This window comes from Leuconostoc sp. C5, assembly GCF_056530425.1.
In genome coordinates, this window is the sequence record NZ_CP134351.1 from 1,064,249 (window position 1) to 1,077,360 (window position 13,112).

15 protein-coding genes are annotated in these 13,112 nt (G+C 35.3%); 6 read left to right on the forward strand and 9 right to left on the reverse strand.

Going from position 1 to position 13,112, the window contains the following annotated elements:
• Window positions 1-9: 9 nt before the first annotated feature.
• The 3 genes from RHP56_RS05370 to RHP56_RS05380 all read left to right on the forward strand — a co-directional run bounded on the left by RHP56_RS05370 (window position 10) and on the right by RHP56_RS05380 (window position 4,839).
• A complete protein-coding gene (locus tag RHP56_RS05370) occupies window positions 10-891 on the forward strand; it encodes a sortase family protein (protein ID WP_097002097.1) in 882 nt (293 codons plus the stop codon).
• A gap of 61 nt (window positions 892-952) precedes the next feature.
• The gene (locus RHP56_RS05375; RefSeq protein ID WP_258983814.1) at window positions 953-3,088 is read left to right on the forward strand and encodes an LPXTG cell wall anchor domain-containing protein; all 2,136 of its coding nucleotides are present in this window, start codon (window positions 953-955) and stop codon (window positions 3,086-3,088) included.
• A 725-nt stretch (window positions 3,089-3,813) separates the two neighbouring features.
• On the forward strand, window positions 3,814-4,839 hold the full coding sequence (locus tag RHP56_RS05380; protein ID WP_105296021.1) for an IS30 family transposase: 1,026 nt from the start codon (window positions 3,814-3,816) through the stop codon (window positions 4,837-4,839).
• A 410-nt stretch (window positions 4,840-5,249) separates the two neighbouring features.
• Here RHP56_RS05380 and RHP56_RS05385 read toward each other — a convergent pair whose 3' ends face one another.
• The gene (locus RHP56_RS05385) at window positions 5,250-5,723 is read right to left on the reverse strand and encodes an NUDIX hydrolase (RefSeq protein ID WP_102753389.1); all 474 of its coding nucleotides are present in this window, start codon (window positions 5,721-5,723) and stop codon (window positions 5,250-5,252) included.
• Between the two features lie 40 nt (window positions 5,724-5,763).
• Here RHP56_RS05385 and RHP56_RS05390 point away from each other — a divergent pair, with 40 nt between their 5' ends.
• The gene (locus RHP56_RS05390) at window positions 5,764-6,297 is read left to right on the forward strand and encodes an HAD-IIIA family hydrolase (protein WP_462794664.1); all 534 of its coding nucleotides are present in this window, start codon (window positions 5,764-5,766) and stop codon (window positions 6,295-6,297) included.
• Between the two features lie 42 nt (window positions 6,298-6,339).
• Here RHP56_RS05390 and RHP56_RS05395 read toward each other — a convergent pair whose 3' ends face one another.
• The 5 genes from RHP56_RS05395 to RHP56_RS05415 form a co-directional block, all read right to left on the reverse strand.
• Complete coding sequence (locus RHP56_RS05395; RefSeq protein ID WP_014324773.1) at window positions 6,340-6,678, reverse strand: ASCH domain-containing protein; 339 nt, start codon at window positions 6,676-6,678, stop codon at window positions 6,340-6,342.
• A 52-nt stretch (window positions 6,679-6,730) separates the two neighbouring features.
• Complete coding sequence (locus tag RHP56_RS05400) at window positions 6,731-7,345, reverse strand: cadmium resistance transporter (protein WP_102753388.1); 615 nt, start codon at window positions 7,343-7,345, stop codon at window positions 6,731-6,733.
• 173 nt (window positions 7,346-7,518) lie between these two features.
• Window positions 7,519-8,115, reverse strand: a complete 597-nt coding sequence (locus RHP56_RS05405; RefSeq protein WP_281446895.1) for an NAD(P)H-dependent oxidoreductase — start codon at window positions 8,113-8,115, stop codon at window positions 7,519-7,521.
• Entirely contained in the window at window positions 8,108-8,680 is a 573-nt protein-coding gene (locus RHP56_RS05410; protein ID WP_102753386.1) for a TetR/AcrR family transcriptional regulator, read from the reverse strand. The genes RHP56_RS05405 and RHP56_RS05410 overlap by 8 nt, the downstream gene beginning before the upstream one ends.
• A 112-nt stretch (window positions 8,681-8,792) precedes the next feature.
• Window positions 8,793-9,206 (reverse strand): cytidine deaminase family protein, encoded by a 414-nt coding sequence (locus RHP56_RS05415; RefSeq protein ID WP_102753385.1) that lies wholly within the window; start codon window positions 9,204-9,206, stop codon window positions 8,793-8,795.
• Window positions 9,207-9,422: 216 nt separating this feature from the next.
• Between RHP56_RS05415 and RHP56_RS05420 the strand changes: the two genes are divergently transcribed.
• The gene (locus RHP56_RS05420) at window positions 9,423-9,851 is read left to right on the forward strand and encodes an HIT family protein (RefSeq protein ID WP_011679875.1); all 429 of its coding nucleotides are present in this window, start codon (window positions 9,423-9,425) and stop codon (window positions 9,849-9,851) included.
• A gap of 72 nt (window positions 9,852-9,923) precedes the next feature.
• Window positions 9,924-10,364: a DUF2000 domain-containing protein gene (locus RHP56_RS05425; protein WP_223316628.1), complete on the forward strand. Its 441-nt coding sequence runs from the start codon at window positions 9,924-9,926 to the stop codon at window positions 10,362-10,364.
• Here the strand turns inward: RHP56_RS05425 and RHP56_RS05430 are convergent.
• From RHP56_RS05430 to RHP56_RS05440, 3 genes are all read right to left on the reverse strand, one after another.
• Window positions 10,356-11,132: an AraC family transcriptional regulator gene (locus RHP56_RS05430; protein WP_014324777.1), complete on the reverse strand. Its 777-nt coding sequence runs from the start codon at window positions 11,130-11,132 to the stop codon at window positions 10,356-10,358. The genes RHP56_RS05425 and RHP56_RS05430 overlap by 9 nt on opposite strands.
• A gap of 77 nt (window positions 11,133-11,209) precedes the next feature.
• Window positions 11,210-11,857, reverse strand: a complete 648-nt coding sequence (locus tag RHP56_RS05435; protein ID WP_014324778.1) for a response regulator transcription factor — start codon at window positions 11,855-11,857, stop codon at window positions 11,210-11,212.
• A complete protein-coding gene (locus RHP56_RS05440; protein ID WP_025268133.1) occupies window positions 11,847-13,055 on the reverse strand; it encodes a sensor histidine kinase in 1,209 nt (402 codons plus the stop codon). Before RHP56_RS05440 ends, RHP56_RS05435 begins: the two co-directional genes overlap by 11 nt.
• Between the last annotated feature and the right edge of the window lie 57 nt (window positions 13,056-13,112).

Here is a 13,112-nt window from a genome sequence, read left to right on the forward strand (position 1 = left end):
CGGTGAACTATGGCAATCAACATTGAACAAGTCAAGAGCCGTCGAAAGAGAGCGCAACCGAGACGTCCAAATTACCATCGTTTGAAAAGGCACCATCCAATTCTAAAAACACTGTTATTAGCCATGTTTGGCATCTTAATTGTCACTGGCGCTGTGATTTACGGTAACCATACGCAGTGGCAAACAGCGCAGAAGGTTCAAAAAGCTAGTCATAAGGCTGTTGCTCAAGCAAAAAAACAACCTGTTGTCAAAGCAAGTCAAGTCAAACAAGTGGCGGCACAGAAAAGTGTCAAACCTGATTACTCAGGGACTGGCGGTTTATCTAGCAAAGAAGATATGTTGAAACTAGCCCAAAGCAATCAAGCTGAAATCCTACGTGGACATGTGGCTGTGCCAAGTTTTAGCATTAGTGAGCCAATCTATGAAGGCACTAGTAACCACGTCTTAGCCATTGGTGCGGGCATGAATGCACCCAACCTAAAGTTTGGAACTGGATTAGTGCCAATATTTGCTCACAATATGGGTGATTATAATGCCGTGTGGCCATACCATCCTACCAAATTTAGTGCCTTACAAAACATGACTGAAAAAACCATCATAGGGAAAGATATTTATCTCTCTGATGGTCATACAGTTTATCGTTATAAAGCGATCAAATTGGATTATGGTATCGCTGTGGGCGCGATGAATCAAGAATTATCTATTGAGAACACAGGCAAACCAAAGGTTAAATTGGTTGCTTGTTTGGAAGATCAAGAATTTTGGCAGCAGGTTAAAGCGAGTCACTACACAAATTTCACCGCTAAAAAGCGAATCGTACTGACTGGTGAATTAGTTGGTCAACAATCAATTAATTCCCTGGACAGCAGTTTAAAGCAACAACTGCAATAAAACCTATAAAGGGGGTCGGGATTTACGACCACTCCAAAAATCGGAAGAGAGAATATTTATTATGTCACATAACATTAAACGCAAAATAAAAGTAATCGCAGTATCGGCAATGGTGGCGACGTCTGCAATTATTGGCTTAGTCCATCCATTTGATAACCATAACATCTTCGCGGATGACTCAAAAAATTCTGACGCAAAGGGAACATCGGTCGATGTCGATCATAGTGAGTTGGATAAGTCCGTGGCTGCTGCTAAAAAAGCAGGCATGACAATCACACAAAATGCTACTGTGACTAAAGTCATTACAGCCAGTCAATACGCGACAGAAGCAACTAAAATAAAGGCACTTTACGCTTCACAAAAGTCAGCTATTGATGCGGCATTGAAGAAGCAACAAGCTGCTAATGATGCTTACGATAAGGAAGAGGTACAATACAAGGTGGACAAAGCCAAGTACGAGAAAAACAAAGCCCAATATGACAAAGACAAGGCCCAGTATGATAAGGATGAGGCTGTCTTTGAAAACGGGACTGATGTCAATACTGAAATTCAAGCGCTTACCCAAAATCATGATAATCATGATCAATATGATACTTTTATGACAGCAGACGTTAACCAAAAAACTGGTGAGTTCACACTGACTCATGACATGAATGATGGCGTATCAATCATTGGTCATGGTGTTTTGAAAGGTAAATTTAATTGGAAAGTCACTTCAAAGGGCGATGGATCTGAAGTCATCATTGCAGACTCTATTACTTTAACGTCATACAAGTATACAAATGAACATCCAAACACAGCTGCTAATAAAAATATCAATTTCCACGTCTATGATAATTCTGGCAAGGAATTATTGGTTGTCAATCATGATGGCGAGAGCACCTTTACCAAAGAAATCAATAAAACGGTATCACTGGGTACGAGCTTTACTTTGAAACCTAACGAATCAACCGATAAGCAACAAATTTTGAAGGTTGATGATAACTGGGTTTATAATACGCATGGTCAAATCTATACGAAATTTACCAATACAAATAAGCAACCAACCGCACCAACACCACCCAAAGCTCCAACTGAACCTGCTAAGCCAACACCACTCAAGGGAACCTATGGCTTGACTCAATTTATTGTGACCCCAGAACCTAAAAAAGATGTTGATGAAGGTCAAAATGCTGGGGATAAGGATGGTTCTGATAACGGGAAGTCTGTGATTAAGGGTGATGGGTTAACTTATTCATTGAAGACAACAGATTTGCCAGCTGATCGCACTGACGATATGAAGACTATCAACTACGTTGACACATTGCCAAAAGAAGTGGACTACAAGTCAACGAAAGTCTATTCCAAAGATGGCAAGACTGATTTAACCAAGTATTTCAAAATTAGTTATGATAAAAAGACACGCATGTTTACAGCGGAAGCGAATGCAGATTATTTGAAACTGATTAACGCAGATAAGACAAAAGCTTTCGAATTACCAATTGTAGATGTCTATGCGATTGCCAATACTTCAAATGCTAAGTTCGACAACACATACGATATTTGGGAAAACGATTCAAAGACGGGATCAAATACCGTTGAGAATACCACACCTGAAATTAAGCCTAAAAAAAATGTTGAATCAGGCGAGGCAAAAGGTGACTCTGACAAGTCAATTGATGGTGATGAAATCAAGAAGGGGCAAGAAATTACTTATGCGCTAACAGTTAACGACTTACCAGCCAACCGTGCCAGCGATTTAAAGACATTTAAATACGTTGATACATTGCCAAAGGAAGTGGATTATAAGTCAGCGAAGGTCTATCCAAAAGACGGTAAGACTGATCTAACTAAGTATTTCAAGATTAGTTATGATGAAGAGACTCGAGTCTTGACAGCTGAGGCTAACGCAGACTTTTTGAAGTTAGCGAATGCAGATAAAACAAAAGCCTTTGCCTTACCAGTGGTTGATGTTTATGTAACAGCTAACAAAGATAATGCCACGATTAAGAATACGTATGACATCTGGGAAAACGGTTCAAAGACGGAATCAAATACTGTCGAGAACAAAACGCCAGGTGTTACACCAACACACACGCCAAATACGAGCTATGTTGAAGCGCCAAAGGGTGGGTTATATGGGGCGATTGCGACGATTGCACTAGCAGGCGCATCCTTTGGATTTCGCAAGCCAATCAAGAAATGGTTCCACAAATAACAATATTTGACAGTGCCCCAGGGCATTGTTTTTTTGTTTTGTCCTTATCAATCGATAACACAATGAACAATATACCTTGTTTTTTTCTTCACAAAGTGGTATATTTAAGAGGATCAGAAGAGGTCTTGACATGCGATTTCAGTAGTCTGCTTTCATCAAAAATTACAATTAAATTGCAAGAAATTATCATATCTCACTTCATATATTTACTGTTGTTGCATGGCTTTTCAAAACATTTTTCTAAAGTTAAACAGTGAGTCAATCAAACCTGATTTACTGCGCAAATAAAGCCGTCCATTGATGGCTTTTTTGTGTTCGATTATAAACAAGCGCACTTGTCAATTGCGACAGACATAGTTACTTGACGACTATTAATTAAATTGATTAGCACAATATTATGAGAAGATCTTACCAATCGTTTTAGTTAAAATCCAGTCTAATATCAATGTCAATAACAGTCTAACGGCTAACATACACGTCAGTATATTACCAACATATTCACGTGTATGTTAGTCACTATATACGTAAATATAGATGTGTATATAAACGTGTATATGTTAGCCTATATAATGATGTTATATACACTAACATAAATACATCACATACATTTAAAAACCTCGTTATGACACCGTTTGCGCAGTTGTTCACTTTTGTTTTTCTTAACATTTTAACTATTGACCGAATGTCAATTTTATAGTGTTATTAAGAGAAGGAATAATTACCACATGACTAAGAAAAACCCAAATTCCAAATATGGTCGCCTTAATTTTACAGAGCGCGTTACCATCAAAAATATGATTGACGCGGGTAAGACCAATGCAGAAATTGCTCGAAAGCTAAACCGCCCTCGAGCTACCATCACACACGAATTGCAGCGTAATGCCCGTGTCATGACTTGGCATGGCAAAAAGAAAGTATTGCGCCATACCTACGAACCTGTGCAAGCGACAAGACGTGCTGAGTATTACCAATCAAAGTCGCATCGTTCACAGCCTAAAATCACACCTAAAAAACGCGAAAAGATTGATTACTATCTCAAAAAGAAACATTGGTCGCCAGAACAAATTGCACATGGTGTGCCACGAATTGGCGTATGCACACGAACAATCTATAACTGGATTCTTAATCGCAACCTGAGTGCAACATTAAATGATCTACCGCTTAAAGGCAAAAGACGCAGGCATCTAAGAGCCAGACCAGTTAATCCAGAACATAAACGGATGATGATTGAAACGCGTTCAATTCACAACCGTCCAGAAGTCATCAATAATCGTTCAACATTTGGTCATTGGGAAATTGATGGGGTGATGAGTCCTCAAGATTCCCAATCTTTCGTGATCACATTTGTGGAACGAAAAACACGTTTTATGGTTGGTGTCAAAGCTAAAAGTAAGAGTTCAGATGATGTCAAAACAGCCATTGATACCTTTATGTCAAGGTTTGAGAATGTTTGTGACAGTATAACATGTGATCGTGGCACAGAATTCACCAGTAGTTTATTTATTTACAGCATTGAAGATACGTACGGCAAAAAGTTATATTACGCTGATCCACAGTCACCAGGTCAACGAGGTACAAACGAACGCATGAATCGTGAATTAAGGCGTGTATTTCCTGCTGGTTATGACTTTACTAAGATTACCCAACGTAGGCTTCAAAACGCCATTCAAGACATCAATGAGCGTCCTAGAAATGTGCTCAGGTTCAAAACACCTGAAAAAGTCTTTACTAAGCGAATCATGGCAGCTTAATCATCAAGAGATGCTAAAAATCGCTAATTGTTAAGACAGTTCAAAGTCAATAGCTTTGGGCTGCATTTTTGCGTATAATAAAAGCCAGATAAACACGAATTTAGGGTTTGATTGGCTTAAAAAAGTCAAAATGACAATGCAAAAACTAAATATGCGACCAACATCAAACATCAAAAAAAATTATGGTAGCTAAAATTTAGAAACGCAAAACCGCAAATAGCACAAAAACAGTCTTTGTAATCAGATTGTAAACGAATCCGCTATCACAACAGCGACAACGGATCAGCGAAAATAAAATCAATTTTTTTAGATTATTTGTTACTTTGGGGGTTGACCTTAAAGGTTCGTCTTTTAGTTAACATAATATATATTATCGAAAGTAAACATTTTAAAATAAAAATTATAATTACCTACACTCTCAATTGCTTATACAACGCTTTAAGAATATACCAATCTGAGTAATCAATATTTGCCATATTTAATATCTGAATAAGTGGAATCCATTGCGTTTTATTATTTTCATCTTCACTGGCATTATATATGAACTCTTTTGAGACAGAGCTATTAACATGTGAAACATAAACAACCCTAAGATGCTCTCTTTCATTTGTGGATCTTTGAACTGAAAAGGAATCCAAATACGCAATGTGATTCAAATTCAAGTGAACCTCCTCACTGGTTTCTCTGAGAGCTGCATCTATTGGCTTTTCTCCTGGTTCAATATGTCCTGAAGGCAGTTCCCACTGTTCCCGCCACGTATTCCATCCCACGAGTACTTTACTATCATCCAGTATAATAACGGTGGCGCTTGAAAGAGTTGTCTGATTTTGATGGATTAATGATTTGTAGGAAATATTTTTTTGTTCCATTTTAATTTTATTCATTATGCTTCAGACCCTCATGAATAAGCTGTATACTAAAAATATGAATATACTAAATAATTATACGGCCGTTTTTATCGATCGTGATGGTACTATCGGTGGTAACGACCATTATCAGTCACTCAACGATTTCGAACTTTTTTCTTATGCGCTTTCTTCAATCGCAAGATTAAAAGCACATGGAATGAGTGTATTTGCGCTATCAAATCAAACCCACATTGAAAAAGGCGATATGAACTATTATGACTTCTTCAATTCACTGATTAGAGCGGGGTTTGATGATGCGTTCATTTGCCCTCATTCCGAACAAACAAACTGTAATTGTCGAAAACCTAAAAAAGGATTAATTGAACAAGCTCATCGTAAATACAATTTTCAAAACAAACAATCCATCATTATTGGTGACCGATTTTCATCAGATATTCAATTAGCTCAGAATTGTCAAATGTTGGGTATTCATGTTGCAACAGGTAAATTCGAACCTCAATATTTTATTGACAATCAAAATCAACAAAAAAAGAATATTATTACAGTTCAGAACCTCGAAAGTGCCGTAAATTACGTTCTTAGTAATTAGATAATAATATCATTTTTGAAAATATTAACTACTACTTACTGATCAATCACCTAACAACATTTCAATAGCCAACACCCCGTAATGTCTCTCCTGTTCGGGAGTATATATTTCATAAGTGTCGTTAACCATTTTTTCGATATTATCAGTTGAATTACTACCAACCTTTGCACCATTAAATTGCGCATAGAGATCAGCAAACGTAGTGAACTTGTATAATTGTTTTACACTAACCGTTATTTGATTGTTATTCTCTAAATCAGTAAATAAGATTTTATGCCCAATTTTTAATTGTGCTCGCTTCTCATCATAGAGTCTTATTTCAATTGTTTTTGTACCCCGCTGCACTAAAACAAATTGATCGTGATTTAATCCCATTAACATAATTACCTTCTCCATCTTAAATGCCATTACCTATCATTATATACTAAAGGTTTTAATAGATTAACAGTAATAGGTGCTGAAGAGTTCCGGCTTCTACTAAGACATATAGCCCTAATGAAACATACACAATTAACTGAACTAAATCACCTTGTTTATCAAAAAATGCCTTTACGATTGGTACGTTTACCAACTTATATGCTGCCACAATCACAGCCGTCAAGATAATAATAAACAGGACTAAAATGACCGGTAAGATTTGAAGATTTAGCATCGTAAAATATGGTATATATAGCGCCATATTATCGGCGCCACAGGCAGAAAAAGTGATTACCAACACGTTCCAAATAATAGCGTCTGGTTTAATTATCTTTAATTTTTCTTCTATCTCTTCCCCTTCGCCTTCTTTACTAAAATACCCCTTTACCCCGATTATGATCGGAATAATACCCAACAATCCAAGAAGCCATTCCTCCGGAACTTGCTGTAATACAAGCGCAATAATAATTGAAGTAAGTACTAGTAATCCATTTCCTAAGTACGCGCCTAAAACAACTAATTTCGTATCTTGTTTTGTACTATATTTTCCAAAGAGCAAGAGTAGAACAACAAAATAATCCGTTGTTGTCCCTATATAAGAAAAAATTGCTGTCAATACATCTTTTAACATAAAAGTCTCCTGATTTATATATGAATTTATTTTCATATATAAATAGTAACATACTTACTGGGTTTTACAAGTACAAGTTTTTATTTTTCACGAACAAAGCAATTTTTATTTACATTAAACTTGCGCTTTGCCTTTTGGGGTCTGCTATGTGATAAGCTGTTGCCGCTACAATGTTAGTTAGCTTTAAATTGATACGCTCTAATTCTACTCAAATATTTTTGACGTCTTAATTTTGTTGAATTACTAATTCTCCCAAAATTAATCCATGTTCGCTTTTTGATACCAATTTGTTTGAGTGTTTGGTTGATAAATATTTTTTGGATACCATTGCCCATAAATATTTTAAAGTAGAATGTTGGAGAAGTTGATGAAGTTAAAACATATGCATGTTTAATATTAGTTAAGCCCCCCTTAATCCCATATTTTGTAACAGTATGGGACAGCCCATCTCCTTCCTTCATTACCTTGTCAATAAACCCCTTAAGCATGCCAGGCAAATCGTTCCACCATATTGGTGTAATGAAAATAACACTATCAGCTGATTTAAGCAAATTTAAATACTTCTCTACCAATGGGTCATGTGTACCTCCAGTACTAAAAATTCTGAGTTCTTCTAAATCATATATAGGCTCAAATTTATCTTGATATAAATTAATAGTTTTATATGGAGTATTATGGTTAGATAAATTTTCTTGAACACTCTCTAAAACTGCATGAGTAAAGCTTTTCTGATATGGATGGCAATAAATAATTACTATTCCGTTACTCATTTTTAGCTCCTTCTATAAATGTCAGTAGTGTTTCATCAACTAAATGGTCATCCCTAATGACCAGCTGATTAGCAATTAGTATGCCATAACCCTGAATGAACGACCAAAGTTGTATAAACATTTTTTGTTCAGAAATATTTAATTCTTCAAGTGTGATTAGCTGTTTCACTTCTAGCTTTACTAAATCTAGAAATTTAAATCGTTCTGCATTATCACTGGACAAATATTGTCCATTGGCAATGCTTGAATTAAAGAAGAGAAATTCAACCATATTTGGATTTTCAACATAGTAATTTAATAAAATTTTCCCCATAATACTCAGAGTATCCCGTGGACAATTTGCTCTTTCTAATTTATGTTGTACTCTTTCATAAATTTTTTCAGAAAATAATCTGGTGATCTCCGAAAATAATTCATCTTTATTTTTAAAGTGTTTGTAAAATGCACCTGTTGTCAACCCTAATTGTTTCAGTAAAGGCCTTAATGAAAATTGAGATTCTCCCTTACTATTAATTTCATACATTGCTAATTGAAGTATTCTATCTCTTGTATCATTCTGTTTCATTTTAATCCTCCAAAATAATGATAACACTGTTATCCTTTCTCTACAATTAGATTATCACACTGATATCAAAAAAAGAAACCAAATTTTATTGGTTTCTTTTTGCTTAATATCATCATTCACGCATATGTCCCCACCACTTAGGTAGTAACTCTTTCAAAGTAACAGACTCTCTGTTGTCATAATCTACCATAATTTCAGTATTTGCGTTTTCTGAAGAAAGTTGCATTAAAAATTCACGGCAAACGCCACATGGCATACCCGTAATACCGACTGGAGCCTCATCTCTAAAAGTAATGAGTCGCTTTATTTTAGTTTGATCGCTATTTAAATACATATTCAACGCAGCTGTTCTCTCGGCACAAAGGTTCATCGTTCCACATAGACCTTCAATACAAAATCCAGTATATATATCGCCATTTTCTGCCTCCAAGGCACTAACAACATGATGCGCATAGATAAATTCATTTACTTCTGTCGGACGATACTGTTTTTTAGCAGCTTCATATAGCTTTTGCCAAATATCCATTTTATCAAACCTCTTTACATTACTGAGGATATTATAACACATGCCAAAGAATTGAATTAAAGTTACATATACGCTCATATGATAAATATGTGCGACTTTCAAATTCGCAGAATCTTTTGTTTTAATAATTCACCCGCTTAAGTAATGATATAATGGTCTAAATAACGAAACTCAGGTTGTAAAATGAATAACTGTGAAATATGCCGAAGAATAAAAATGATTGAAGAAGGCACTAATCCTTACTTTGTTGCTGAACTAGAAACAGGGTATGTTGTTATTGGTGATCATCAATATTTTGAAGGATATACTTTGTTTTTGTCTAAAAAACACGTAACCGAGCTGCATTATTTACAAACAGATTTCAAACGCAAATTTTTGGAAGAAATGTGTCTTGTTAACGAAGCCGTTGCGCTAGCTTTTGACGCTGAAAAAATGAATTGTGAACTACTTGGTAACGGCGACGCACACGTCCATTGGCACTTATTCCCTAGGCACAAAAATGATACGCCAACACCAGGGCCAGTTTGGTGGTTAAACAGGAAAATCATGTTCAATGAAAACAACTGCCCAACACAAGAAAAACTTACGCAACTAAGAAACAAGCTGTCTAGGGAATTAAAATTAGTTCTTCGTAAAAGTATATAAAAAAGTTACGTCTTTGCTTAAATAGCAAGTTTATACAATACCTTCTTTTTAGAACATGTTTTAATAATATACATGGAAAATTTTGCAAAGAAGGAAAAATTAAAAATGAAAATGAAGTGTGTTGTAATAGTAGATCCTGAACTGCCAATTGGTCTTGTTGCCAATACAGCAAGCATATTAGGTTGTTCATTAGGAAAAGCGCATCCTGAAATCAACGGAGAAGATACTTACGATAAAAATGATCAACTTTACCCTGGCATTGTCAATATCCCTATTCCTATTTTAAAAGCTGATTCAAATAAAATTAACGAGATTCACCGTCAAGCTAACCAGTATGAAGAAATTGAGGTTATTTCGTTTGTGGACGTAGCACAACAAGTCAATAATTATGAAGAATATAAAGCAAAGCTCAAGCAGAGTACAGATGAGGATCTTAACTTTTTGGGGATTTGTTTATATGGCAGCGAAAAGAAAGTCAATCATTTTAGCGGCAGCTTACCAATGTTAAGATAATTGTAATTGATACTTTTTTGGTGAAACACCGTGATATTGCTTGAAAAGTTTGTCAAAATGACTTTCGTCAAAAAAACCATTTTGATGAGCAATTTCCGACATCGACAAATTTGTATTATCTAACAAGTCCTTCACAGCTCTATTCATACGATAGTTCATCAAATATTTTGCTGGTGAGATATGAAAAGTTTCTTTGAACAAACGAGTAAAGTAATATTTACTCAATCCTGATATGTTAGCTAGTGTCTCTACTTTACACTCACTATGAAAATTATTAGAAATATAATGTTGAACACTTTCGAATCGTCTAGTCTCCATATTTTCTACTGAATTCACGGTCCAAAAAGATAATATTTCTTCATCATCGAGTACATTAATGATTTTCGTCAATATATTCGTAGGAGACAGTTCATATACAGCAGAATCCATAATCATTTTAACCTGCTGCATTTGCCTGCTAGTTAATTTAATCGTCATTGGTTGATTAAACTGATCTTCAAGTGCATTCGATGCTATATATAGCATCGTGTAGCGCCAGTTCACTATGTCTATTGGCTGACACCAATGGACTAACTGACTAGGAATAATGACCAAAGTATTCTTTTTAATGTGCCTCACTTTATCAATATTTGCAATACAACTGCCACCTTCAACAATGCCAATCGATAAAAAATCATGATATTGATATCTTGCAGTTTGAAGTTCGTGTGCGCATCTTTTTATAATTAGGTTCTGATTTACAAGGCTTCTACTGTAATTAATTGTCATACGATATATTATATCCTAACTTCTAGTAATTTAAAAAAAGCAGATGACAAGTCTGCTTTTTTAGTACGAAAAATATGTTAATCAATATCAATCAGATTATTTTTAACAGCCAAAGCCACGGCTTGAACTCCTGTTGATACGTTCATTTTGATGTAAATGTCAGTTAAATTAGACTTTATAGTCCGTTCTGAAAGATGCATCTCTAGAGCAATGAGCTTAATTTTAACCCCTCGAGCAACACGAGATAATATTTTAAGTTCTTTTTCTGATAAATTGTAGTCTTGTGTTTCTTCTGGACTTGTTTCTGTATGATTCTGAGAGAATAGAATGTCTGAAATCTGGTTTTGTAACACCATGTTTCCAGTTATTGCACTATCAATTGTTGTAAAAATCGTTTCGGTACTAGCATCTTTTAATAAATAACCCTTCGCTCCTAACTTCAACATCCGCTGTATATTCACAACATTATCAAAGGTTGACAGTACCACGACAGGAAGGTCCGGAAAATGATCATGAATGAAAGACATAACCTCAAAGCCATCCTTTTTAGGCATTTTAATGTCTAATAGAACTAAGTCAACTTGAGATTTCTTGATAATATCAATAGCTTCATCCCCATCAGCTGCTTCATAAGCAACATCGTAATCTGAATGACTTTCAAAAATTAATTTAATTCCTTCACGAATAATAAAATGATTATCAACAATCATTATCTTACTGGTCATTTTGCCACCTCAATTTAGTTGGAATTTGAATTTGAATTTCAGTCCCTTCACCTATATGGCTTTTGACTAATAGCTTACCTTCCAATTGTTCCACACGCTCTTGGATTGATTTAAGGCCAAAGTGCTTGTGTTTTCTTTTGCCATTTTCCACATTAAAGCCAACGCCATAATCAATAATGCTAATCCGTAATTGATCATCCATGTCAATTTTAACAATTGCGACATCTGTTTTGGAATGCCTAACCACATTTGTCAACGATTCAGAAATAATTCTAGATACTTCCTCGTACACATCTTCAGAAACACGCATATCTGAAGTGCTTTTTATGCGCACACTTAGACCATAATTTTCATAAAACACTTTTGACAATAACTCAAGTCGATCATATAAATTGATGTTTTTGCTGTTATCTTTTCGCATATCAAAGACAATTTCACGTGCTTCCTTTAGTGTTGTTCGTGACAATGAAATCGTTTTTTCTATCTCTTCACTAGCCCGTTCAGTTTTATCAGATGCCATCAAGGATTTAATTCCTTCTAATTGCATTGTCACGCCGGCTAACCCTTGCATAAGCGTGTCATGAAGATCTCGTCCAATACGGTTTCGTTCATTTTGCTTCGAAATTTCTTTGACTTCTGTATAGGTCAATTGTAACTCATCGAGTAAATGCTGAGTTTTAACTAACTCACTAACTTGCCTTTGATAGAATCGCCATGCCAAGAAAATAATTACATTGAGAAAAGTAGAAGCTTGCAATACAATCAACGCCATTAAGGGACCAAAATTGACCCACTCTATTATAAGAAACACAACCTGAAGTGGCACTAATAATAAGGCCATTTTTTTGAACTCGATGTTAAACAACGTCAATAATTGTAAACCGATTACTGGCAACATGCCCATATATAGAACAACTTCAGAAGGAATAAGCAAAATACCTGCCAGAACAATCAAAATAAATTGCGCAGAAATAAAGAATTTTTTACTAAAATTGATGACCGTCCTACTAAAAAAGTTTAAACACAAATGCAAAAACACCACATTGAAAAACAATGCAGAGTTTATTGATTGGACACCACCATATTCGGTTTTAAAATAGGACGCTAAGAAGTAAATCATCATACTCCAAAAAATCATTGGCCAACGGTATATCATCATGATATGCTTATTCATTTCAACATCTAGATTTTTTCTCATACGTAGATTTCCTTCCAAAAACATTCATACTCAATTATTTTATCATAGTACCAAACT

Bases quoted from the DNA above. Each gene is read 5' to 3' on its own strand.
- RHP56_RS05405 (WP_281446895.1), bottom strand. From the start codon at position 8,115: ATGAGTAACGGAATAGTAATTATTTATTGCCATCCATATCAGAAAAGC.
- RHP56_RS05385 (WP_102753389.1), bottom strand. From the start codon at position 5,723: ATGAATAAAATTAAAATGGAACAAAAAAATATTTCCTACAAATCATTA.
- RHP56_RS05400 (WP_102753388.1), bottom strand. From the start codon at position 7,345: ATGTTAAAAGATGTATTGACAGCAATTTTTTCTTATATAGGGACAACA.
- RHP56_RS05435 (WP_014324778.1), bottom strand. From the start codon at position 11,857: ATGACCAGTAAGATAATGATTGTTGATAATCATTTTATTATTCGTGAA.
- RHP56_RS05440 (WP_025268133.1), bottom strand. From the start codon at position 13,055: ATGAGAAAAAATCTAGATGTTGAAATGAATAAGCATATCATGATGATA.
- RHP56_RS05380 (WP_105296021.1), top strand. From the start codon at position 3,814: ATGACTAAGAAAAACCCAAATTCCAAATATGGTCGCCTTAATTTTACA.
- RHP56_RS05430 (WP_014324777.1), bottom strand. From the start codon at position 11,132: ATGACAATTAATTACAGTAGAAGCCTTGTAAATCAGAACCTAATTATA.
- RHP56_RS05375 (WP_258983814.1), top strand. From the start codon at position 953: ATGTCACATAACATTAAACGCAAAATAAAAGTAATCGCAGTATCGGCA.
- RHP56_RS05390 (WP_462794664.1), top strand. From the start codon at position 5,764: ATGAATATACTAAATAATTATACGGCCGTTTTTATCGATCGTGATGGT.
- RHP56_RS05370 (WP_097002097.1), top strand. From the start codon at position 10: ATGGCAATCAACATTGAACAAGTCAAGAGCCGTCGAAAGAGAGCGCAA.
- RHP56_RS05410 (WP_102753386.1), bottom strand. From the start codon at position 8,680: ATGAAACAGAATGATACAAGAGATAGAATACTTCAATTAGCAATGTAT.
- RHP56_RS05415 (WP_102753385.1), bottom strand. From the start codon at position 9,206: ATGGATATTTGGCAAAAGCTATATGAAGCTGCTAAAAAACAGTATCGT.
- RHP56_RS05420 (WP_011679875.1), top strand. From the start codon at position 9,423: ATGATTGAAGAAGGCACTAATCCTTACTTTGTTGCTGAACTAGAAACA.
- RHP56_RS05425 (WP_223316628.1), top strand. From the start codon at position 9,924: ATGGAAAATTTTGCAAAGAAGGAAAAATTAAAAATGAAAATGAAGTGT.
- RHP56_RS05395 (WP_014324773.1), bottom strand. From the start codon at position 6,678: ATGTTAATGGGATTAAATCACGATCAATTTGTTTTAGTGCAGCGGGGT.